At 41.1% G+C, this 20,742-nt stretch carries 22 protein-coding genes and 2 tRNA genes; 17 read left to right on the forward strand and 7 right to left on the reverse strand.

What is annotated here, in order from left to right; translation table 11 throughout:
- Positions 1-787: 787 nt before the first annotated feature.
- A complete protein-coding gene (locus ACPK8D_RS02500) occupies positions 788-1,201 on the forward strand; it encodes a transcriptional regulator (RefSeq protein ID WP_424716264.1) in 414 nt (137 codons plus the stop codon).
- 333 nt (positions 1,202-1,534) lie between these two features.
- Here the strand turns inward: ACPK8D_RS02500 and ACPK8D_RS02505 are convergent.
- Positions 1,535-1,611, reverse strand: a tRNA-Ile gene (locus tag ACPK8D_RS02505).
- A 225-nt stretch (positions 1,612-1,836) separates the two neighbouring features.
- Here ACPK8D_RS02505 and ACPK8D_RS02510 point away from each other — a divergent pair.
- A tRNA-Ala gene (locus ACPK8D_RS02510) sits at positions 1,837-1,908 on the forward strand.
- Positions 1,909-2,217: 309 nt separating this feature from the next.
- Here ACPK8D_RS02510 and ACPK8D_RS02515 read toward each other — a convergent pair.
- Complete coding sequence (locus ACPK8D_RS02515) at positions 2,218-2,598, reverse strand: hypothetical protein (protein ID WP_424716265.1); 381 nt, start codon at positions 2,596-2,598, stop codon at positions 2,218-2,220.
- A gap of 136 nt (positions 2,599-2,734) precedes the next feature.
- Here ACPK8D_RS02515 and ACPK8D_RS02520 point away from each other — a divergent pair, with 136 nt between their 5' ends.
- From ACPK8D_RS02520 to ACPK8D_RS02535, 4 genes are read left to right on the forward strand one after another with little or no spacing between them, the layout of a single operon-like run.
- Entirely contained in the window at positions 2,735-2,935 is a 201-nt protein-coding gene (locus tag ACPK8D_RS02520; RefSeq protein ID WP_424716266.1) for a hypothetical protein, read from the forward strand.
- A gap of 22 nt (positions 2,936-2,957) precedes the next feature.
- Positions 2,958-3,203, forward strand: a complete 246-nt coding sequence (locus ACPK8D_RS02525) for a hypothetical protein (protein WP_424716267.1) — start codon at positions 2,958-2,960, stop codon at positions 3,201-3,203.
- A complete protein-coding gene (locus ACPK8D_RS02530) occupies positions 3,160-3,420 on the forward strand; it encodes a uroporphyrinogen decarboxylase family protein (RefSeq protein WP_424716268.1) in 261 nt (86 codons plus the stop codon). Before ACPK8D_RS02525 ends, ACPK8D_RS02530 begins: the two co-directional genes overlap by 44 nt.
- On the forward strand, positions 3,393-3,554 hold the full coding sequence (locus tag ACPK8D_RS02535) for a uroporphyrinogen decarboxylase family protein (RefSeq protein ID WP_424716339.1): 162 nt from the start codon (positions 3,393-3,395) through the stop codon (positions 3,552-3,554). The genes ACPK8D_RS02530 and ACPK8D_RS02535 overlap by 28 nt, the downstream gene beginning before the upstream one ends.
- A 156-nt stretch (positions 3,555-3,710) precedes the next feature.
- Here ACPK8D_RS02535 and ACPK8D_RS02540 read toward each other — a convergent pair whose 3' ends face one another.
- Positions 3,711-4,181 carry a hypothetical protein gene (locus tag ACPK8D_RS02540; protein ID WP_424716269.1) on the reverse strand — a complete coding sequence of 157 codons (471 nt, stop codon included), beginning with the start codon at positions 4,179-4,181 and terminating at the stop codon, positions 3,711-3,713.
- Between the two features lie 517 nt (positions 4,182-4,698).
- Between ACPK8D_RS02540 and ACPK8D_RS02545 the strand changes: the two genes are divergently transcribed.
- From ACPK8D_RS02545 to ACPK8D_RS02570, 6 genes are all read left to right on the forward strand, one after another.
- Positions 4,699-5,256 (forward strand): HdeD family acid-resistance protein, encoded by a 558-nt coding sequence (locus ACPK8D_RS02545; RefSeq protein WP_424716270.1) that lies wholly within the window; start codon positions 4,699-4,701, stop codon positions 5,254-5,256.
- 197 nt (positions 5,257-5,453) lie between these two features.
- On the forward strand, positions 5,454-6,113 hold the full coding sequence (locus ACPK8D_RS02550; protein WP_424716271.1) for an SdpI family protein: 660 nt from the start codon (positions 5,454-5,456) through the stop codon (positions 6,111-6,113).
- Between the two features lie 93 nt (positions 6,114-6,206).
- Complete coding sequence (locus ACPK8D_RS02555; RefSeq protein ID WP_424716272.1) at positions 6,207-6,725, forward strand: FKBP-type peptidyl-prolyl cis-trans isomerase; 519 nt, start codon at positions 6,207-6,209, stop codon at positions 6,723-6,725.
- A complete protein-coding gene (locus tag ACPK8D_RS02560) occupies positions 6,722-7,291 on the forward strand; it encodes an FKBP-type peptidyl-prolyl cis-trans isomerase (RefSeq protein ID WP_424716273.1) in 570 nt (189 codons plus the stop codon). The genes ACPK8D_RS02555 and ACPK8D_RS02560 overlap by 4 nt, the downstream gene beginning before the upstream one ends.
- Before the next feature lie 82 nt (positions 7,292-7,373).
- Positions 7,374-7,886 (forward strand): FKBP-type peptidyl-prolyl cis-trans isomerase, encoded by a 513-nt coding sequence (locus ACPK8D_RS02565; RefSeq protein ID WP_424716274.1) that lies wholly within the window; start codon positions 7,374-7,376, stop codon positions 7,884-7,886.
- Positions 7,887-7,917: 31 nt separating this feature from the next.
- A complete protein-coding gene (locus tag ACPK8D_RS02570; RefSeq protein WP_424716275.1) occupies positions 7,918-8,334 on the forward strand; it encodes a hypothetical protein in 417 nt (138 codons plus the stop codon).
- Positions 8,335-8,537: 203 nt separating this feature from the next.
- On the opposite strand, the gene ACPK8D_RS02575 is transcribed toward ACPK8D_RS02570, so the two are convergent.
- The gene (locus ACPK8D_RS02575; protein WP_424716276.1) at positions 8,538-9,245 is read right to left on the reverse strand and encodes a hypothetical protein; all 708 of its coding nucleotides are present in this window, start codon (positions 9,243-9,245) and stop codon (positions 8,538-8,540) included.
- Positions 9,246-9,927: 682 nt separating this feature from the next.
- On the opposite strand from ACPK8D_RS02575, the gene ACPK8D_RS02580 reads away from it, so the two are divergent.
- Positions 9,928-10,713, forward strand: coding sequence for a hypothetical protein (locus tag ACPK8D_RS02580; RefSeq protein ID WP_424716277.1), 786 nt, complete (start codon positions 9,928-9,930; stop codon positions 10,711-10,713).
- A gap of 262 nt (positions 10,714-10,975) precedes the next feature.
- Here the strand turns inward: ACPK8D_RS02580 and ACPK8D_RS02585 are convergent, their stop codons facing one another.
- Positions 10,976-11,911 carry a DUF4062 domain-containing protein gene (locus ACPK8D_RS02585; protein ID WP_424716278.1) on the reverse strand — a complete coding sequence of 312 codons (936 nt, stop codon included), beginning with the start codon at positions 11,909-11,911 and terminating at the stop codon, positions 10,976-10,978.
- A 516-nt stretch (positions 11,912-12,427) separates the two neighbouring features.
- On the opposite strand from ACPK8D_RS02585, the gene ACPK8D_RS02590 reads away from it, so the two are divergent.
- The 4 genes from ACPK8D_RS02590 (at position 12,428) to ACPK8D_RS02605 (ending at position 16,201) form a co-directional block, all read left to right on the forward strand.
- Positions 12,428-13,078 carry a tyrosine-type recombinase/integrase gene (locus tag ACPK8D_RS02590; RefSeq protein ID WP_424716279.1) on the forward strand — a complete coding sequence of 217 codons (651 nt, stop codon included), beginning with the start codon at positions 12,428-12,430 and terminating at the stop codon, positions 13,076-13,078.
- Entirely contained in the window at positions 13,075-13,566 is a 492-nt protein-coding gene (locus tag ACPK8D_RS02595; RefSeq protein ID WP_424716280.1) for an HNH endonuclease, read from the forward strand. Before ACPK8D_RS02590 ends, ACPK8D_RS02595 begins: the two co-directional genes overlap by 4 nt.
- A gap of 589 nt (positions 13,567-14,155) precedes the next feature.
- Positions 14,156-15,334: a sugar phosphate nucleotidyltransferase gene (locus ACPK8D_RS02600; protein ID WP_424716281.1), complete on the forward strand. Its 1,179-nt coding sequence runs from the start codon at positions 14,156-14,158 to the stop codon at positions 15,332-15,334.
- Positions 15,335-15,604: 270 nt separating this feature from the next.
- Entirely contained in the window at positions 15,605-16,201 is a 597-nt protein-coding gene (locus ACPK8D_RS02605; RefSeq protein ID WP_424716282.1) for a diacylglycerol/polyprenol kinase family protein, read from the forward strand.
- 183 nt (positions 16,202-16,384) lie between these two features.
- Here the strand turns inward: ACPK8D_RS02605 and ACPK8D_RS02610 are convergent, their stop codons facing one another.
- Both ACPK8D_RS02610 and ACPK8D_RS02615 read right to left on the reverse strand, forming a co-directional pair.
- Positions 16,385-18,868: a VWA domain-containing protein gene (locus ACPK8D_RS02610; RefSeq protein WP_424716283.1), complete on the reverse strand. Its 2,484-nt coding sequence runs from the start codon at positions 18,866-18,868 to the stop codon at positions 16,385-16,387.
- Positions 18,865-20,742 (reverse strand): DUF7408 domain-containing protein, encoded by a 1,878-nt coding sequence (locus ACPK8D_RS02615; RefSeq protein WP_424716284.1) that lies wholly within the window; start codon positions 20,740-20,742, stop codon positions 18,865-18,867. Before ACPK8D_RS02615 ends, ACPK8D_RS02610 begins: the two co-directional genes overlap by 4 nt.

Here is a 20,742-nt window from a genome sequence, read left to right on the forward strand (position 1 = left end):
GCACTCTCTTAGAGTTATATTACTCTTTTTCCATTCTTATAACAGCTTTTTTTCATCCCTGCAGTATCTTTTCTCCATCCGGGTCTGAATTTCGAAATCGTAGAGGAGCAGGAATCTTTCGAATGCCGGGTATAAAATACGTGGTACACCAGGAAGAAACATCCCAATAGAGATAGAAAGGGCATCTAGCAAACTTGATAAACTTTTGCTTTATGAGTGTACTATAACTTCTTTTCACAGCCTGATAACTTTAGAGAATTGGAGGGCAGAAAGTGCCGAAACTCGTCTCAAGCCTTCCTGAATGTAAAATCTTTCTTTTTTTAATGTTAGACTCCGGCCTGACTGATTTTTTAAACAAGTCGATGCCTTACCATGTAAACCGTAGCCTGAGTTTAAAACAGGTATTAAAGCTGAAACAACTTTTGAATTCAAAAGCGAGTCCGAATTTAATATAGGGCCCGGATCTAAAAGAGAGTGAGGGTTTAAAACGAAAATCGAATTTAAAAAAGAGTCTTAGTTAGATAGAATTTCAATTTAAATAAGGCCTGAAACTGGAATAAATCTTAGTTGAGAAGGAATATTACTGAAGCTTTTAAAATATTTAACCTACGAAGATAAAAGTTGCTAATCTGCGCCGAAAAGAATAAACAGAATCACCTAACCGCTTTTAGAATGAGTTAAAGTTAAAAACACTCTAAAACATGAGTATAAATCGATAAATATTAAAAAGAAAACATAAGTAAATATTTATATTAATTGACTCTATAATGGTTCTTAGGGTGATTAAATGATAGATGAAAATGGTCCAGTTATGGATATATCTAACACAAAGGATGAGATCCCGGTAGCTATGGGATCAAGCGAATACGAAATGATAGAATTATTTAGAAGAATTAATGTCAGCAGGCCGATTGCTCTTACGCTTGCATGCCTTGCAAAAGGAAGGGAGATCTCGTCCCAGAGCATTGAAATGATATCAGGCCTGAGACAGCCGGAGGTCAGTGTCGCAATGCGTTATCTCCGCGAAAACAACTGGATCGATATCCGGGAAGAAAAGAAATCAAGAGGTAAAGGCAGACCGGTCAAATTATACAGGCTGACAGTCCCAATGGATTGCATTGTCAGCAAGATCGAAGAAGAAATCATAGCCGAAAGCAGAATCGTGCTCAGAAATATCGAACGCCTGAAACATATTGCCTGAAATTCTTCAAGGGGATTTACCCCCACTCTAACTCTTCCTGATTGTCAACTCTTTTGCTACATTCGATGCTCAATAAATATACTTTATTGAGATTTTCCTGTTACACGCCTTATTTTAAGATACATTTCTGTCTGATTTATTTTTCTTTCCGAATTTATTTTTATTTTAAAAAGCGGAATGAAAAGGCTCAAAAATAGGATAAAAACTTAGAAAATAGAATAAAACATAAAAAAATTGAATAAAAATTTAAAAAACGGAACAAATAGATCCAAAAAGCAAAATAAGAGTGCTAAAAAAGGGATAAAACCAGAATAAAAATTCAAAAAAATTATGTGGTGGGCCCGCTGCGATTCGAACGCAGGACCTCACGGTTATCAGCCGTGCGCTCCACCAGGCTAAGCTACGGGCCCGAATGTCAGGTTTTTTAGAATTATCGAACTTGAAAGACTTTTTTCGGGAAAGCATCCCAATCCGACAACACTTCTAATACTCAATTTACTACTTATAGTTTTTGCTTGAAGATTTTAAGTTTATAAGTTTCAAAAGTTTATTTACAGGATGCCGAGCCGGTATGGCGACAGGTTTATATAAGATACCGAGTGTATGAGGGTTGCTGACAAAGCAAAGCCTGACATGGGCCGGTAGATCAGGGGAAGATCGCTACCTTGGCATGGTAGAGGCCTCGGGTTCAATTCCCGACCGGTCCACTTAAAAATATTTAATAATCCTGCGCAGTACTTTTTTAAACATTTCTTTAAATCCCATTTTTATTACATTTTTACATTTTACTTTTTTGTTTACATTTTTCTTCACATATGCTATTTATATTCCGAAGTAGAGGCTTTTCAAAATATGTCATACATAATAAGTTATTTGAAAACGTAATATTAGATATCTAACTATTTTACCAAAGATGGTTAACGGATCCATCGGCAGCTAGCGTTTATGTAAAAATTAGAGTGAGCCAAAAAATTAGATTAGAAGGAAAAGCAGGTTTTATAGGAAAACACCTGTAGTCACTGGGTTTCTGAAGTGGTATATTCGGTGGCTTCAACAAAAGAGGCTTTTGCAAGGGCTGATTCCGTAAGTTCCTTTTTTCCAAGCTCGTTTTCTATACTGCAAACGCTGAACACCGCATGGGGAATCAGGCACTGCCTGGTACAGTCAAGGGCACATTCCTTTGTGCAGTTAAGAGAGCAGCCCATTTTCCCTTCCATTTCCAGAATCAGATTACTCTGATCCTCGGGCAATTTATAAAGGGCAAATTCCAGGCAATCGGATTTCCTGAATCTTTCACAGGGAGTGTCGATCTGTACAATAATCCTGTCTCCTTCAACCCTTCCCGCTATCGTATGGTTTGAATCGCAGATGCAGGAAGATACACTTATCTTTGTCATTTTTAATCCCGCCATTTTTATTTTTTAATTTCCCGTCAGTAAACTCCGCCAGTAAGGCTGCCCACCTGAAGTCCGTCTACGTCCAGAGTGATATCTTCTTGAAGTCTATTGCTTTTATCGGACAGGCTCGCATACAATGTCTACAGCTTGTTCCGAGGCAGTCTTGAGTACTGCCGTTTACAAAAGACCTTCCTCCTTTTTCGACGGTCACATGGGCATTTTCCGGACAATCTTCATTACAGTGCTTGCAGTGAAGCAAACTACCACAGGAACTTTAGGGATAATTCCTGTATCTTCTACTACCTCTACCGGGGCATTGCCTGACCGCGCTTGCTGAAATTATGGGCTGGAGTAGAATAATGGGCACAAAAGATATCCAACCTTCGGTTTTAACTCACGCCTTCCCAAACCGCTCTGAAAGTCTAAGGATTTCAGAGAACCTGCTCGAAAAGGGAAAAATCCCTGCTTTCTTGAAAGCAACCGAAATCCTGAAAGCCCATGCAGGTAACGGAACCGAGGGTGAAGATCCTCTTATTACAGGCGCGGAGAATCGGCTGAGGAATGATATTTCCTTCAGTGCTGGAAAATGTGTCAAACCCCGATAACAGGTTCTGCAAGAAAGTAAAAGGCCCGAGAATCCTTCATATCTGCGGCGATACTGGAGATTTTCTGAAAATCCGTTCAGAGTACAGTTTCGATGCTATTAGTGTTGAAGAAAAAGTGAGCATAAAAGCTGCAAAAGCATCAATCAAAGAAGGGCAAAGTTCATTGGAGACATTTCTCCCTTACAAACTCTGCTCTTCGGAACTCCCGCTTCCGTAAAAGCCGAAGCAAAACAATGCCTTTCCGAGGGAGTGGAGATTCTTGCTCCGGGCTGCAGGATTGCTCCAAGAACTCCTCTTGCAAATCTAAGAGCGCTGGTGGAAGCCAGGGACGAGAAGTATAGAGTAGAATAATTGATAGATCAGTCAATTGACAGGCGAGTAAATAGAATGTCGGTTAATTGAAGTCCCGGCTAATTAATACGCCAGTTGATTGATATATCTATTACTTGATAAATAGGTTAATTGGAAGACCGATTCATCCCTGCTACTGCAGGGAACTATATTTTTTCAATTACAGATACCCCTTTCCATTAGCTCCTGTTGTCCGATATTGTCTTCTCCCCATTTTTGTTTAACCGCGTCGCTCCACTGGAGTTTACACTCTCCGATCATGGACTTTGGAATTGCAAATACATCTGCTCTCGTGATTCTGGAAACCCCGGTCCTAAATGCGCTCAGTATCTCGGAAAATGTGCAGTCTACCTGGTCCGGTTCTTCATCGGTCTCTTTTCCTCGCCTTCGTTTCCTCTTTTCTATTTCAATTTCCTCTTTTCTTATGTCTTCCAGATACCATAAGCTTCTGTCAACTTCACTTTTAAACACAATCATATGCCATTTAAGGGACAGCGAATACGATTTTCTTAAAAGTTCATGCAATTCGGTAATCAGATCATAATCATCTGTCGTGCTTTCGATCTCTTCCATTACCTTTTTCATTCGGGCCAGATTTGCCTTCTGTCTTTCCTGACTTGTTGCCATAACTACCAACATACTAAGTTTAATTAGACTGTTATATACAAAAAGAATATTTTAAACCTTCGTTAGTAGAGAATACAGAGAAAAACTAGTCTAAAAATAGACGGAGCATTTGACAGATGTTAAAATAAATGTGCATGAATTGATATAATCTACAAAATTACCTAATCCGCAAATTTATATAATATTCAATATATAATGTGGAATAATATATTATTGGCTTGCCTGAGATTGAGAGAGCCAGGATGCCTCATGTGTGGCAGCATATGCATCAGCAGCCAGCAGTTACCTGTCTCTCTTCCGGTCTGCGCCAGACCCAACCCTTAGTACGGTCAAGCCCGTATGTTATTTTCAAACCCTGCTGGCTGCATATACTACTTACTGAATTCAACTGCCAGACGCTAAAAGTTCCGGTTCAGGCATAACAAAGATTTTTTTCAAACGTGTATATATTTTCGGTAATGCCCAATATCGAATCAAGGACTCAGATGTCGCTAAGAAAAGCCCTGGAGGCAAATATATGGAACAGGCAACTGCAAAATCCTATGCTGCGGGGTATGAAGGATTCCCGATTCCCTGGTGGCTGGTCGTACTTGAGGGAATTTTTGACATAATCATAGGCGTATTTCTGTTATCTTCGCCTGTAGAAACCACTATAACGCTTTTACAGATACTGGGAATTTTCTGGCTTTTAGGTGGGATTCTTTCCATTGTTTCGCTACTGGTGGACAGAGAGAACCCGGGATGGAAAATCCTCTCAGGTGTCACGGGTATCCTTATTGGGACACTGGTGTTCGTATATCCGTTCAGCCCTTTTGTAGTACTGACATTTCTTGTAGTAATACTGGGGGTAGGTAGCATTGTTTATGGTGTGATCAGACTTGCCTGGGCGTTTAAGGGAGGGGGTATAGGAATGGCTATTCTAGGGCTCCTGACAATTGCTGTTGGCATACTCCTGTTGATTAATCCGCTTGCCGGTGCCATTATCCTGCCCTGGATATACGGCTTTTCGCTGGTTGCAGGTGGAGTTGCAGCATTAATAGGAGGGCTGAGGATGAGGTCTGGGAAATCTCATTAATATTTGGGATAAAGGTCCAAAAATAAGTCGATAACATTTCAAGCGCTGAAAAACCCGTGCCCTGAAATAGACTTAAAGCCTCATCATACTTTCGATTCTCCACTAGCATACTTTCAGATTTCCGCCATCATACTCTTTCCGACAGCACATTTTCCAGTCTCCCCTTTTTAAATAATTGAAAAGTCTTAACAACTTATATGCGTAAAACTACAGCCGTAATTACAGTACTGATAATCTTTTCTTTTATAGTTTCGATCTATTTTTACCCGAAAGTGCCTGAAACGATGGCAACTCACTGGAACTTCCGGGGAGAAGTAGACGGTTATATGTCGAAGCTCTGGGGACTCTTTTTCATGCCCCTGCTGATCACAGGGCTTGCAATATTCTTCCTGGCAATTCCCGGAATCGATCCGAAGAGAGAAAATATAGCTAAATTCAGGAGTTATTATGACGGATTTGTGATCCTTTTGATTCTTTTTATGCTTGCCGTCCATTTTCAGGTACTGCTCTGGAACACAGGCATCCGAATTAGCCCGAATTCCGTTTTTCCCGTGGGAATAGGGTTTCTGTTCTATTACATAGGAATTCTTATGGAAAATGCTGAGAGAAACTGGTTCATAGGCATAAGGACTCCCTGGACCCTCAGCAGCGACAGGGTCTGGAAGAAAACTAACCGGCTAGGAGGAAAGCTGTTCAGGATTGCAGGGATAGCTGCTGTGCTGGGAGCCTTTTTCCCTGATCTTGCGTTCTTTTTAATTCTGGGGCCCGCACTATTTATTGCGGGGTTTACGGCTGTTTACTCATATCTTGAATATCAAAAAGAACTGAAAGAAACTGAATCCAAAATTAAAACCTGAAAGAGAAAGCTTCAGGAATTCCTGTATTTCCCGCTCCTGAAATTCCTGTTTAACCGATATTTGACTTTTATTTTATCAGCACGTTTATCTAGCATGTTCTCGTTTGTTTTATTGATTCTTATGGCCGAGGATATAACAAAAGATACCAGCAAAAGAGTTGATAACGGGGATACTATCTCAGTTGATTATGTAGGAAGACTTGAAGATGGCACAATTTTCGATACTTCCGTAAAGGAAGCAGCTCTCGAGGCAGGCATATACAATCAAATGAGGGACTATAAACCCCTTACATTTACGGTCGGTGCAGGCCAGATGATAAAAGGGTTTGATGAAGGCGTTGTCGGAATGAGAGCAGGGGAAGAAAAGACCCTTACAATCCCACCGGAAGAAGCATACGGGGAATACAATGAGGAATTAGCCAGAGAACTGCCGATTGACGCTGTTGATTTTACTCCGGAAGTCGGAATGCGGCTTGTTACGGACAATGGTCTTACAGGCACTATCACAGAGGTCAGTGAAAGCAACTTTGTTGTAGACTTCAACCATGAACTTGCAGGAAAGACCCTTATTTTCTTAGTCAGGATAGTTTCTGTGGAGGAACGAAAGGGATGAAGACCGGGAAAGGAGCAGTTTTTTTCATAGCGATACTGCTCCTGGTAAGCACGATTCTTGCCAGCGGATGTACGGATAACGGGACTGGGGGAGGAGACAGCAGAACAGTAAAATCCGGCGATACGGTCCAGGTCGACTATACCGGGAAGCTTGAGGACGGCACGGTTTTTGACACTTCAAGAGAAGACGTTGCAAAACAAGCAGGCTTATACGTTGAAGGGAAGGAATATGCTCCTCTGACCTTTACGGTTGGCTCGGGCCAGCTGATCCCGGGCTTTGATGAAGGCGTGGTCGGAATGAAAGTTGGGGAAGAAAAAACCCTCGAAATTCCTCCGGAAGAAGCTTATGGGGAATATGATGAGGCGAGGGTTCAGGTTATTCCTATTGAAGATTTAAATTTAACAAATCGATCCGAACTTCCTGAGGCCGGACAGACTTATATGGATACGTACGGGAGACCGTTCAAAGTAACGGCTGTAAACGACACGTATATTACTGTTGATACCAATCATGAGCTTGCTGGAAAAACCTTGATTTTTGATATAAAGCTCGTCTCAATAGAATAAATTTAAGTTCCTGGAACTCAAATTGAGAATTATAGTATTTCTTCAAAGTGTGCAACCTTTCGATATCCAGGGAGATTTTGAGATGACAGGATACCGAAAGGAAAATGCACAGGAGAAAGGGATAATGGAAAATTCTCGCACTGTAAAAAGGGGAGATTACCTTCTTATTGATTACACTGGAAAATTTGAGGATGGAACGGTCTTCGATACAACCTTGAAGGAAAAAGCCCTCGAAGCAGGCATTTATGACAAGGAAAAGGAGTACAGGCCTTTATTTTTCAGAGCGGATATAGGCCAGGTTATAAAAGGTATCGATAGGGGCGTGCTTGGAATGAAAGAGGGGGAAGAAAAAACTCTTATAATCCCACCATTGGACGCTTACGGAGAATATAAGGATTACCTTGTCCAAGAGATCCCCCTCTCAAGGCTTGAACTCAAGACTTCTCCTGAGCCGGGAAAGAAAATCATAACACCCGGCGGGAGAGAGGTTAAAGTGCTCAATTCCACGGAAACTTCTGCCACCCTGGACTTTAACGACGAATTTGCAGGCAGAACCCTGATCCTTGAAATAAAAATTGTCTCGATTGTAAAGTGATTCCAGGCTCTGGAAAAGCAGGAGGTAAAGTATGGAAAAAGAAGAAAAAGTCATGGTACTGCTGCTATTTATGACATTAACTTCTCTTATGACAGCTTATCTTTGCTTTGGATCGGAATTTACAGCTTCTGGACAGGAGACAGGAGGAGAAGCCAGGCAGTACACCCGGGAATCCGCTGAAGGGGATAAGGTATTCCTTGAAGCCGAAATTCTGAGCAAACGGTTCACCTATACAGGCGGGCACCTGCTTTTACAGGTAAACTGCAACTCCGAAGTCCTGAGTGTTTTTATTCCAAAAACAGCAGGCTCCGACGCCCTGAATATGTCAATCCGGGAAGGAGATTTTATCGGTTTAACAGGCACCGTCTCGGAGTATGAAGGGAAAAGGGAAATCAAAGTGGAAAGAAAAGAAGATATTCTTTTGAGTAATAATCATTCTTCGGACTGATTATATTTTTTTATGTACTATTATCGTTCTTTTGAGTGATAGTATTCTTTTGAGTGAAAATCATTCTTCAGAGTAATCATTATCAATAACCTTTCATAATCTGTTGCCTGAATAGACGGATATGCTCACTTTTTTGTAGTTCTATACCGATTTCCTGGGCTGCTGTGCTATCTTGGCAGGCAAAAGGGAACAAGACTCAGGCTTTAATCTGGCACTAAGGCAAAAACTTTGCTTGAACTCAAATTTTGTAGATTATTAAACTCTAATTCGTAATCCCCTGTAGCTATATACGTTGTATTAACAATGATCATGTATTTCCCAGAATTACTAACTTCACCAGATAAAATATCATTCTCTTGAATCATTGACTCATTAGGTTTCAGGATTAGAGATGAAACCTCTTTAAATCTTCCAGAATCGTATTTTGAAAGGGTTACAAGCAAACCATTATTTAGTCCTTCAATTTCGACCGGGACATAGAAATTCTTACCTGTTGAGTATTCATCATTCATCTCGGCATTTATATTACCATCTAATGAATAAATATTATATAAACGAGGTGATGAGGAGGACAATATAGAAGGTAAATATAGAACGCTAACGGATAGAAATATCAAGATTAAGAAACCCAAAAAAAGCTTTAAAACGTATATTTCTTCTTCTTCCAGATTCCAACATGTTAACGAACGGTATCGCTCTGGTGAACCATTATCTGTGATGGAACGATGAATTTCTTGAAGGTGTAGTATAAATATTGAATCTCCATCGTAGGTTGATATAGCTATACTTAATTCAATTATTAAAAATAAAAGAAACATCCAACTAATAAAAAGAAGACATGTAGCGAGAAGATATGGAATCGCATCTTCAAACGATAAAGAGAAGCCCAAATACCAGTAGATGCCCGTCAATATCGTATAAATAGAAATAAATATTAAAAAGTTTATGAAAATGGAACTTGTGTATACTCCAAGTATAAAGGAAGTAAATAAAATTACAGAGAATATTACTAATAGCAAGCTTATATTACAAAGATAGAAATATAAATATTCTGAGATTGAATTTTCTCGTATAGAAACTACGATGGTATATATTAGAACCGCACAGAATAAAATTAAGCTTATAGGTCTATTAATGTCAAAATTTGGAAATTCCATTATACTCTTCTGTTATAGAAATTTTTTAGGTAGATAAGTTTTCCGATTTTGTTTGATGAAGTAGTTCTATCGACTTCCGGAAAGACTGCAACGTTTTATAACTTTTCTGCTCTCAGTAACCTGTTTTTGCCATATCTACATCGAATCCCGGAGAAAGTGTGTGACGAGGAAAGCCTCTACCTGGCGATGCAGGATTTCGAAGGTGAAAAATTAGTGGGATTATATCATATTGTTCAGCTAATACTTTGTCAGATACTCCACACTCTATCGATTTCCAGATCTTTTTGTATCGCTTTTTGCTTTCTTTTCTTGAATTAGCTAAATTTCTAAAATTGCAAATACATACGCAATTAAAAATAAATGTTTAAAAACAATTAACAAATTATTAACTTAAAAGAGATTTATTTATATTAATTCAGGAAGAGGTGTGTTCGCATTGAGGAAATTGATTTGTTTAGTTGTCATTATTTTTATTGCTTTGGGAATGGGTTGTATCAGTAGCTCTGAAACAACAGATAAGCCAGCAATATCAGCCGAAATGAGTATCAGTGAAACCCCTGATGAGAAACCTTTGGTTGAATATTCAGTTGCCGCTCCATATTCCGAGGATATGGACGAGTGGATGAAGGAATATGCCCTGGATCACCGGACTGGTGACGGAGAAGAGCTACATCTTTTTACTTTCTCAGATGGGAAGCAATTTGAGTATTGGATGAATGCTGCAAGTGCAAGTGAAAAAGGGTACTTATATCCATCTAGCTGGACAGAAGAACCGGATGAGTCATTAACCCCTATTAAGACAAGTGAAGAACAATGCATAGAAAACCTTGAAGCTTTTTTAAGCAAATGGGATGGTGCATACTTTGAGATGCAGCCTGATGATAATTTTGGTGAAAAATTATATGTGTACACCGGTCAACCTTTATCTGGACTAAGACCCAGTGATGCAGCGGTAATTCTGAAGAATTACATTGATTATAACCCAGACAGGGACACATACTGTGTTGTAATTCAAGCCACTACAGCAAACGGGCGAGGCACTATATTCAATACCTATGGATATGAACCAAAAAAGAAGATATTATTTAAATCTGAAATTATAGAGTCAGTCCCTGCAAGCAATACAATGTGGACTGATGCAACATACACGAGTATTGTAAATGCCATCGAAACAAACACTTTTACAAACCACCCAGGAAAGATGGGATATCCAGAGAGTTAAATGGAAGTGGGAGATAACCCTCCCTTTTTTCTTTAGGCACTTTAACTTTTATCTCTATTTTACTTCCTATTTGTCCGACTCCCCGGAATAAGGGACAAAAACAAGAGTATCTTTTGTTCTATTTATAAACTAATTTTCATCTAGGTTAATTTAGTCCTATATTAGCGTAATGTAGGACAAAGAAAACAAGACGTTCAGATTCACTGAGCAAGGCATGGAAAATAGGACTTATTATACTTGATTTTGTGTTAATGTTCCTGAGTCATATATGAATGCCATACTTTAGTTCCATATATTGTTCTGTATAGATACACAAATTTGTAATGTTGTCTATAGTTTCATCACTGAAACCCAACTTTGATAAAAATTCCTCAAGAGAATTAGTTTGAGTAAACACTGGATAGATATCTCCCTCGTTGAGATTAACCCCATATGCGTTAGCTCGTTCCATTATCAGACCAGGAAAAATATGATTATAAAAGTTTTTCTTTTTGGTGTCCTCAATACTCTTAGATGCAGCCTCAATAATATCATGAAAGCCTTCAGGTTTCAGCTCTTTCATTAATGATTCAGTATAGGTTCTCAAAGCTTCCGAAACCTGTGATAATTCATCAATTTTTGAGGAAATACTTAACAAGATTTTTTGGTCTTGACGTTGTTTAAGATACTCCGCAAATAGTCCAGCCCATTGATCTCTTAACCAGTTAGATATATCTTCAAATTTATCAAATTCATGTATTTGAGTACCTATTTTTTGAGAGTAAATTTGATCAATGAACTCAAAAATTTTTACATTGTTAACATGAACGTAATTAACGTTTCCACCAATATTTGCCTTGTAAGTTTGGTATTCAGAAGATACATTTTTTTCAATAAAAACAAATGTTGGAACATTTTTATCTCTGGCTGTTTTGTACTCCTTTATTGTAATAGATTCTGGATTATAATTATCATTGTCTTCTATACTCTCAGACGAAAGACTGCCATAACATCCACCTATTATTAAAACCAACATATGACATCTTGTAACTTCTAAATAGCAAGATTGATCAAGCGACAGTAAATGATCGTAAGGAATATCTCCATCTTCAAAAAGAACTGCCTCATATCCCAAATCTTCGATGAAGTTTTTAAGACTGTTTCGAATATGTTTTAGATCATAATAAGTAGAACTTACAAAAACTCTTGGTTTTACCATTTGCACCGCCAAGAAATCCGTATTTTAAACTGTTATAGATGAGCCAAATATTGAGAATCACTTAATAAATAACTCTTTAATTAATAACTTTCTACATATGAAATAAATCTTATCTTTTTCTTATACTAATTAACATCTTTGATTTTGGTTATTTAGTATCAGAGGTAGACTCTGAAAAATAACACTTGTTACAGGACTTTTCAGTGAATATCTATTTTGTTTACATTATTGGTTAAAATGTAAGCTTGGTGGCTAATTTTTTAATCTTATCTCAAATGTCTCTAAAAGCACACTGTAAAAGCAGTAGTGTTTTAAATTTTCTCTTCTTGTTTTCCATTCATTTCCATTTTTCTTATTATGGGTTAAAGAACCTAATTGTTCCATTATCAGGTTTTACCTTAAAACCTGATAGCTTTCCGAGATTTTCTCATTTTAGTGCTTATTTTGGCTGCATTCACGACCTAAACACAAGATTTTAATAAAAGCTGATAGTTATACTATGTTCGGTGAGTGGATATGCCATCCAAGAAAAATAGTCATACAAAAACGACAGAGTTGAACAAATATCCCGTTTTACAATTAAGACGAGATCCTGAGTCAATCCACCATTACTTGAATGGAGAAATCAGGGTTTTAACTCCTGGGGAATATCAGCGGATCAAGAATGTAATCCCACAGAAGCGCCACCGAGCCCTTTTTGACACCCTCATAATTACAGGAATGCGGTATGTTGAAGTTCAAAGGCTCTGGGATCATAGAGAGTGGTATCTTAGAAAAGAGAACATGATCCACCTTTCAGCAGAAGCCCAGAAAAAACATAAGAGAAGCCAGCAAGAAAGGACAATTCATCCCTTACCAGGGATGTTTGAGCTTCTATTAGACGACTTTTTTGAAGCTCGTAAACCGCCTGCAGAAAGCAACTGGAATAGGGATCTACGTAAATGGGCAGAGGATGCAGGCATTAATCCCTATGGGATCTCTGCCAAGAGCACGAGGAAAACCATAGAGAGCTGGATGATAAAGGCAGGGATAATGGAATCTACGGTGTGCCTGCGCCAGGGACATGACTCTTTAACATCAATGCGTCATTATCAGGGACTTGCATTCACTGAGGATGAAATAAGAGACATTAAAAAACAGTTAACGGCTTGGGGTATTTTGAAATGAATAAGGAAATTGAAAACTTAATTCAAGAAATTAGAGATACATTCCCACTTACACCCGAAGAAAGAATTAATTACATCTTGAAAAGTGAACAATGTTTTGAGTTAATATATAATCTTGAACCGGAAGAACTTAATAATCTTCTGAAATTTAGCGAGATGGATATAATTAAAGCAATTATAGGTCGTGAATATTGTTCACAAGTCAATAATTCAAAAGTGGAGCATATTAGGAATTTATATCATAACAAATGCGCTGTCTGCAAATTTCCACTAAAGGAAGTTTTAGACGCTCACCATATAATACCTAAACACCTTTGCGGAAAAAATGATACATCTAATTTAATTGCTCTTTGTCCTACATGCCATAGGATATTTCATATTATAGAGAAGTCAGGAGAAGTTAATGAAACTTTGAAAGAATACTTAAGTGAAAAAGGATTTCTTGAAACTGTAAACGAATATACAAAACATTTACTGAAACGACTATAAATTTTTAAGCAGTCCTTTGACTGCCTGATAGAAAATCACGGAGGAATCTATCAAGCAGGAATCCGGAAATAGATCTTTATGGACGGCAGGGTCACGATCCTGTGACATCCCTGAAACACTATCAGAGCCTCTCTTTTACGGACTACGAGCTTAGGGACATAAATAAACGGCTGACTGAATGGGGAATTTTAAGGTAGTAAACACGACTGTACAATATAATTTAAATATTATTAAGACTGATAATCGTGAAGACCCAATCAGCTGGGGTCTGCCTCAAGCCTGGGCGGGTTCGGCTGCCCGCCCTTCGTGTCTTCATAACATTTTCTAACTTTCAACAACGAAAAGCTTAAAACATTTCGTGGCTTGAGTTGCGCTGTTTGAGCGAAATTTTATATTGCTTAGTGTTGTACATTCATTAATGCATAGCGTTTTTGAGCTTCCTATATTTAAAAGAACTATCCAATTATTAGGCTTATTTAGTTATAGAATGGTCTAGAAAATGACATAAGGTTACAGAATAAACTATAACTTTCAGATAAAGATAACAGATCGTTAATAATATATTCATATAAGAACATCTGGGAAAAATATGAAAGCATGTATCATGTGCGGAGGGGCAGGGACAAGACTCAGGCCGCTGACTTTCAAGCACCCTAAACCGAGCATACCGATCCTTAATAAGCCGTCAGTCCGGCACCTGATAGAGCATCTTTCAAGAGAAGGGTTCAATGAAATAGTCATAACCCTCGGGTATATGGGAGAACTCATCGAGGAGCAGCTCGGGGACGGGCATATGTTTGGAGTACATATCGATTATGTGTATGAGAGAGAAAAGCTCGGAACAGCAGGCGGGGTAAAAAATGCAGAGGAGTTCCTGAAAGACGAGCCATTTATCGTGCTTGGGGGAGATCATGTCCTTAACCTTGACCTGAGAGAGATGTACCGTTTCCATGAATCGAATAATGCCCCGATAACGATAGGGCTTCTTTCGATTGACGATCCGAGAGAATTCGGAATTGCGGATATGGATATTAACAACCGGATCCACCGTTTTCTGGAAAAACCAAAAGCGGGGCAGATATTCAGCAACCTTGCAAGCACAGGAATTTACGTTTGCGATCCTTCGATTTTTGAATGGATCCCTAGACATAGAAAATACGACTTTGCAAAAGACCTCTTTCCCTTCATGCTTGAAGCTGACAAAAAAATCAACGGCGTGCTTGTGCGGGGAAAATGGACTGACGTGGGAAGTTCGGCAGCTTACAGACAGGCGCAGCGCTGGATGCTTGATGCCCTTCCCGGAACGACAATCGAAGGGAATTTCACAACCCGGAACGCAAGAATAAAAGGCCCCCTGTCCATAGGAAACAATGTATGCATAGGTTCGAATTCTGCCCTTGTAGGGCCAATAGTTATAGGGGAAAACACAACTATAGGCGATAATGTTCTTATCGGGCCTTACAGCGTGATAGGCTCAAACTGTACTATAGAGGATAATGCAAAGATTCTTTCATCCTACCTTTTCAATGATGTGTCCATAGGAAAGGATTCCAATATCTCAGGCGGGGTAGTATCAGACGAAACCATCATCGGAGAACACTGCTCCCTTGAAAATGGAACCGTTATCGGGCATAGAGTAACTATAGGAAACAATTCAACAATACATTCCGGAGTTAAAATCTGGCCTGAAGTAGTAATAAAGGAAAACTCAAGCATAGGGGAAACAGTGGTCAACTCCGATTATGACGCTGCACACGAAGGCTCGTGAAAGCCGGGTTTCAAAGGACAGAATCCAGTATGAATAAATCAACTGGATTCCTGAATCCAAATTTTTCAGGTAAGATTAACTTACCGAAACCAGGACCTGGAGTTCTCATTTTCCTGCCGTTTTTTTCCTGATCTTTTGCAGCTTATTTTTTTATACGCCTTTTGACAGATATCTGAAATATTCGGAAGAGGCACCAAAAGGATACACAGCAATAAGCATTAACAGAAACAGATATAACTTTATACTACATCCTCACAGAATCTTTTTGCCATGCCGTCCAGAGAGTTTGTCCTGGAAATCCTGAGAAAAAGTGTACATCTGGTCTCAATCCTTATCGTGCTTATCTACGAATTTTTAGGAAAAGAAGCCGTGCTTTGGGTGCTCATGTTGTTTCTTGTAACTGTTCTCGTTCTTGACTACTTCCGGCTTGAGCACGGCATGAAAATACCTTTTTTCTATATCATGTACCGTGAGCATGAAGCCGATCGCCTGGGAGGCCATATATTCTTTGCGCTCGGAGCAATTTCAGTAATAGCCCTGTTCAGCCAAGAAATCGCATACGCAGCCATCCTTATGACCACCTTTGGAGACCTGGCCGCAGCACTTATAGGAAAATTCTACGGAAAGAGGCGGGTTTTCCAAAAAATCTTTAAAAATGATAAATCAATTGAAGGCTCGGCTTCGGAACTTATTGTTGATTTGTTTATCGGGATGCTTATTCTCGGAAATCCTATTGTTTCCCTCGTAATGGCTTTTCTTGCAACGCTTACGGAAACCGCAGTCAATAAAATTGATGATAACCTTATAGTACCGGTTTTCGCAGGTTTTTTCGGGCAGGTAACCCTGATTCTTCTAGCGTATTTATAACAATTTTCAAAAAACGGTTTTTCAAAAAATATTTTTAAAGATTTTCCTCTGATTTAAAGGATCTTCAAAGATTAATGTGTGACCGGAAGGATTTTTAATAGAGTGCTATGTGACCTGAGGATTTTTCAAGGGGTACTCTGTGAAGGAATTTCCTGAATGTTTAAAAGAGCCCTTAAGGGCTCTTTATGCTCCGGCTTCTACCTCAACCTGCGCATTTTTGAGCTTTCTCATCTCCTTTATGCGCCTGGCAATGATTTCACTCAGATAAAGCACAAGCGCTGCAAGAAGCACGTATACTTTCAGGCTCACGTGCTCGTCAGATTGCCTTTCCGAGTTCTGCCGCGCATCTTTAAGGAGAAGGGCTCTGGCATCCTTCTCGGTATAAATATTCCCTCCGGTTGCAAGGATAAGAGACTCTATATCCTCATTGAGCCCCACATCCCGGTACTCAAGCTGGTAATTTACCGCAAGCGGGTAACCTGAGAGGTCATGAATTCCGATGGTTTCGGGATTTACGCTTGCCTCGTAGGTGTTCCTTCCGGTAAGGGCAAGATCGATGGGGCTTCCGTCCAGTTTCAGCTGCGGAATTCCCTCATCGTACATTGTAAGAGCCAGATCTGAAGGCGTGCCGAGCCAGGTGTCCGGGCCGTCCAGGACAGCCCCTTCTTCAGCTCTCGGGTTGCCTATTGCCCAGTTCGTAGTGCCTGAAATAAGCCTTGCACTTGAGCCGTTATAAAGGTTAGTCGCCCAGCGAGAGCCTTCTCCCTCTCCGTTATCCGTGGTAAAGGCTGCAACCCTACCAAGCCCGAAACGCCACGTGGTAAGTACAGGCTTTCCCGTAACAGTAATAACCAGGCGCTCAGCCCCGGCTTTTGGAGTCACATCATTATATCCTGTAATACTGGAATTTGTAAGGTTCACATTTTTCGTAATGAAATGGTCAGGGGAATATTCAAGCAGAGGGTAAGCATCAAGTTCGACTTCCTCTTCTTCTCCCTCTTCAGCAGGTTCTTTCGGCGGCTCAAAGCCTATGTTTGCCCTTTCACTCGTATTAATATGGAAATAGTTATTTTCAAGCCCAAGTTCTCTCATCAGGTTCTCAGCGTAATAATTTCGGGTTTTATCAGTCTGAGAAGGGGCTACCGAGCGAATATGGATGAAATACAGATTTACACCGAGTTCCTGAAGTTCTTTTGCAGCCTGAAGGCTTGGCTCGTAGGAATCCTCGATTGCTCCGTCTGAGATAATAATAGCATCAAGTTCGCCGTCGCTACCTGCAAGCATATCTTTTGCGGTTTTGAGCCCCTCATTTAAGGAAGTCTCGCTTTTCTCGTCAGGGGTTAGCCGCGAAATTTTATCTTTCAGGATCTCCTGGTTCTGGGCAAGTCCCAGGAACACAAACCCTCCGGAAACGTCATATCCCTCGCTTCCGAATGCGATAACCCCGGCATTCGCATCTCTAAGGTTTTCGTTCTGGATAATATAGATAGCATTTGCCAGGATATCCCCCTGGGTTTTGTGGGCAGCAGTGCTCGGAGAGACGTCAAGTATCAGGACAATGTTCCTCCCCCCCTTATATTCGGAAGGCTTCGAAAGTACAGGCAGGATCTCTTCAAGTGAGGAATTAAGGTAGTTTCCGTAATTGTAAGCCTCTTCTCCCCCCAGGACAAACAGCCCTCCTCCGTTGCTGACATAATTTTTGATTTCTTTCATCTGGGCTTCGGAAAAGGAACCCATGAGCTGGTTGTCAAGCACGAGAACCTTGCTATCCTCGAGAGCCGCGGCTCCGGGATATGAGCTGACAGCCGAAACATTGTAAAGATTGCCCAGAATCCTGCCGAGAGGAGCATCGGGCTCACTCGTAACAAGGGTAAGCTTCGGTTTTGGAATTACATACACGGACTTGAAGAATTCATTGTTAGCCTCATTGAGATCCTCCCCCTGCGGAGTGATCTTTACCCTGAGATTATGGGCGCCGAGCGTGGTAAAAGCCTGATTAATCGGAATGGGATTCTCGCTATTGTTCCTACCCTCCAGAATAAAGTCCCTGCTCTGCGAAAGCTGCCCATCCACAAATACCTCAAGGAAATAGCTCACACTTTGGTTTGAAGCCTGGCGGACAACTATCCCGAATTCATTCTGGTTATCCACAACAACGGTCTTATCCCCAACCATCTCGACACTGAGGTCATTCGCCTGCAGTTCAGGCTGGACAAAATAGACGGGTGTATCGGTTTCTTTTGCAAACTCCAGAGCCTCGGAAAGATCCTTGCCTGCATTACTGTTCCCGTCGCTGACCAGGACTATCTGGTTGCCGCTTCCCGCAGATTGCGTAACGGCATCTCCAAGCGAGGTTTTATCCCCGGTTAGCTGGACTAAGGTTGTCGGGGTACTGGCTACAAGGGCTTTGTACAGTTCGGTCCCTGCTTCTTCAGGAAAGACACCCATGCTTGAAGTCTGATCCTGAACCAGCACAAGCGAAGGGTCTTCTTCGCTAATGGTCTGTGTAACCGTAGTAAAGGGAGAAGCCAGAGCAAGCACAAGCAGGAAAGCGACAAGCATTCTCCATTCTACAAGCTTGGTTTTTGTCTTCCGCAGGAGATAAAATCCCACAATAAGCACCGGGATTACCAGGAAGAGCATTTCGGGATGTTCAAGCGAGATCATAATTCACCCCGCTGGCGTACTATAAGGATTTCAAGCAGTATGAGCAGGAACAAAACTCCTATCAGGTAATTAGTAATGTCGTTTTTGGCGGTGTAGGTATCAGCCCTCACCAGTCTGGGCTCATCTTCCGAAACCGCCCTCTCGATTAATTCCGAAGCATCGACTGTAGTATTCGATTCCCTGTCATCGTAGAGATTGACTGCGATTCTCTTCCCTGCAAGCTCGTATATCCCGGCCTCGTCAAAGAGAATACGGTTTGAGGTAAAAGTTTTTGAGGGCGTACGGATTTCCTCGGTTTTCGAAAGGGAAGTCAATGCACCGGTTTCCAGGTTGTATTCCGAGATATCGCCTGCCCCTCCGAGCCACTGGACAAGTTTTATCCAGAAAACCGGATACTCGGGCAGATTGTGGAAGTTATTCCAGGAATTTTCCCCGAGCTCATCGCTCAGCCCCATATAGAAAACCGTTCCCCTGCCTACCTGCCAGTAACTCAGTACAGGGACACCGTTTTCAAGCGTCACGAGGGTTGTCGAGCCGGTCCTTTCAGTTGCATTCAGGTATCTTCGGACCGAGATTTCGTCGCTTCTTATATCCTTCGTAATACTGCTCTTCAGGACTTCTTCGACCCCAAGCCCGTTTTCTGCGTCCTCAAGCCTCAACGGTTTCACAGGCAGGATCTTGATAAGGTCAACCCCGGTTTTTTCGGGAATCAGGGCTCCGCTTACAATAAAGACCGCATTGCCTCCGTTCCTGACATAGCTTTCGATTCTTTCGACCGAACTGTTCCCTATAGGGGTCTCCTTCTGTGCAAGCACGACAAGAGTGTAATTGTCAAGCTCGGAAGGTACGGATTTTGAGACCGTCAGCTCACTGTTCGGAAGCAGGGAGAGCGCCGTTTTCGAAGGCAGCTTCCCATTATCAGTAACATAAAGTATACGCTGGTTTGAGGTATCCGGAATGGAAATGTAGGCCTTATTGTCAACAGGCAGGCTATCTTCCACATTGAGCCGGACTGTTGTTATGCCTGGCCCAAGGTTTCCGAGAGTGAACTGGTTTGTCTCGCCTGCAGGAACATCAAGGGTAAAAGACGTTGAGGCATTTCCTGAAGTTCCTCTACCAGTCTCGATTTCAACGCTCTGGTTCTGATTCCTGTAGTTCTTGATTACACCTGTATAGCCATAATTTCCATCCGTGGCTTCGATCCAGCCGTTGATAATTCCCAGATTATCGGCAGGCTTTCCTACTTTTACGAAATTCACCTCAATCCCGTAAGATTCAGCCAGGTTCTTGGAAGCAACGGGATCATCGCCTTTAGAATTCGTGAAATCCGAAATGACGATAATTCTTCCCCCTTCCGTTGAAAGAGACCGCATGCCTGTGGTAATTGCTGCAGACAGGTCGGCAGTGCCTGCGCCTGGCCTGACCTTGCTGAAAATATCGTGGGCAGCCGAGGCACCTCCTCCTTCAAGCGCAAGCAAAGGCATATCCGAAGCCAGGATTATGCTGTTTTTCTTACTCACATAGCCGTCAGCAATCCCAACCGCATCCTCAAAACGGGAATCAACCTGCATGCTTGCAGAGGTATCAAGGATAAGCACGGTATGCTCTCCGCTCAGGGGCTCTTCTGAGTTGTAATAATAGCCTGCTGCCGCAATGGAAAGAAGGATCAGCATCAGGAGCTGGATCAGGAAAAGCGGGTCCTGCACGATTTTGGTGATCGAGGCATAAACCCGCTTTCTTTCCCTCTCAAGCTTAAGAACAAACATAAGTGAGGGAATTGAAAGTACCGCCGGCTTCGGGCGGAGCATGTAAAGAATGATAAGCGGAATGACACTCAGGAGAGCGGCAAGAGCAAGGGGATTTTCAAAAGGCAT

It is taken from the genome of Methanosarcina sp., assembly GCF_049706645.1.
Lineage (GTDB): Archaea > Halobacteriota > Methanosarcinia > Methanosarcinales > Methanosarcinaceae > Methanosarcina.

Excerpts from the sequence above, each read along its gene's own strand:
- ACPK8D_RS02610 (WP_424716283.1), bottom strand. The coding sequence starts at position 18,868 with ATGATCTCGCTTGAACATCCCGAAATGCTCTTCCTGGTAATCCCGGTG.
- ACPK8D_RS02595 (WP_424716280.1), top strand. The coding sequence starts at position 13,075 with ATGAATAAGGAAATTGAAAACTTAATTCAAGAAATTAGAGATACATTC.
- ACPK8D_RS02605 (WP_424716282.1), top strand. The coding sequence starts at position 15,605 with ATGCCGTCCAGAGAGTTTGTCCTGGAAATCCTGAGAAAAAGTGTACAT.
- ACPK8D_RS02540 (WP_424716269.1), bottom strand. The coding sequence starts at position 4,181 with ATGGCAACAAGTCAGGAAAGACAGAAGGCAAATCTGGCCCGAATGAAA.
- ACPK8D_RS02565 (WP_424716274.1), top strand. The coding sequence starts at position 7,374 with ATGACAGGATACCGAAAGGAAAATGCACAGGAGAAAGGGATAATGGAA.
- ACPK8D_RS02555 (WP_424716272.1), top strand. The coding sequence starts at position 6,207 with ATGTTCTCGTTTGTTTTATTGATTCTTATGGCCGAGGATATAACAAAA.
- ACPK8D_RS02525 (WP_424716267.1), top strand. The coding sequence starts at position 2,958 with ATGGGCACAAAAGATATCCAACCTTCGGTTTTAACTCACGCCTTCCCA.
- ACPK8D_RS02560 (WP_424716273.1), top strand. The coding sequence starts at position 6,722 with ATGAAGACCGGGAAAGGAGCAGTTTTTTTCATAGCGATACTGCTCCTG.
- ACPK8D_RS02615 (WP_424716284.1), bottom strand. The coding sequence starts at position 20,742 with ATGCCTTTTGAAAATCCCCTTGCTCTTGCCGCTCTCCTGAGTGTCATT.
- ACPK8D_RS02515 (WP_424716265.1), bottom strand. The coding sequence starts at position 2,598 with ATGACAAAGATAAGTGTATCTTCCTGCATCTGCGATTCAAACCATACG.
- ACPK8D_RS02520 (WP_424716266.1), top strand. The coding sequence starts at position 2,735 with ATGTCTACAGCTTGTTCCGAGGCAGTCTTGAGTACTGCCGTTTACAAA.
- ACPK8D_RS02570 (WP_424716275.1), top strand. The coding sequence starts at position 7,918 with ATGGAAAAAGAAGAAAAAGTCATGGTACTGCTGCTATTTATGACATTA.
- ACPK8D_RS02500 (WP_424716264.1), top strand. The coding sequence starts at position 788 with ATGATAGATGAAAATGGTCCAGTTATGGATATATCTAACACAAAGGAT.
- ACPK8D_RS02585 (WP_424716278.1), bottom strand. The coding sequence starts at position 11,911 with ATGGTAAAACCAAGAGTTTTTGTAAGTTCTACTTATTATGATCTAAAA.
- ACPK8D_RS02530 (WP_424716268.1), top strand. The coding sequence starts at position 3,160 with ATGATATTTCCTTCAGTGCTGGAAAATGTGTCAAACCCCGATAACAGG.
- ACPK8D_RS02590 (WP_424716279.1), top strand. The coding sequence starts at position 12,428 with ATGCCATCCAAGAAAAATAGTCATACAAAAACGACAGAGTTGAACAAA.
- ACPK8D_RS02550 (WP_424716271.1), top strand. The coding sequence starts at position 5,454 with ATGCGTAAAACTACAGCCGTAATTACAGTACTGATAATCTTTTCTTTT.
- ACPK8D_RS02545 (WP_424716270.1), top strand. The coding sequence starts at position 4,699 with ATGGAACAGGCAACTGCAAAATCCTATGCTGCGGGGTATGAAGGATTC.
- ACPK8D_RS02600 (WP_424716281.1), top strand. The coding sequence starts at position 14,156 with ATGAAAGCATGTATCATGTGCGGAGGGGCAGGGACAAGACTCAGGCCG.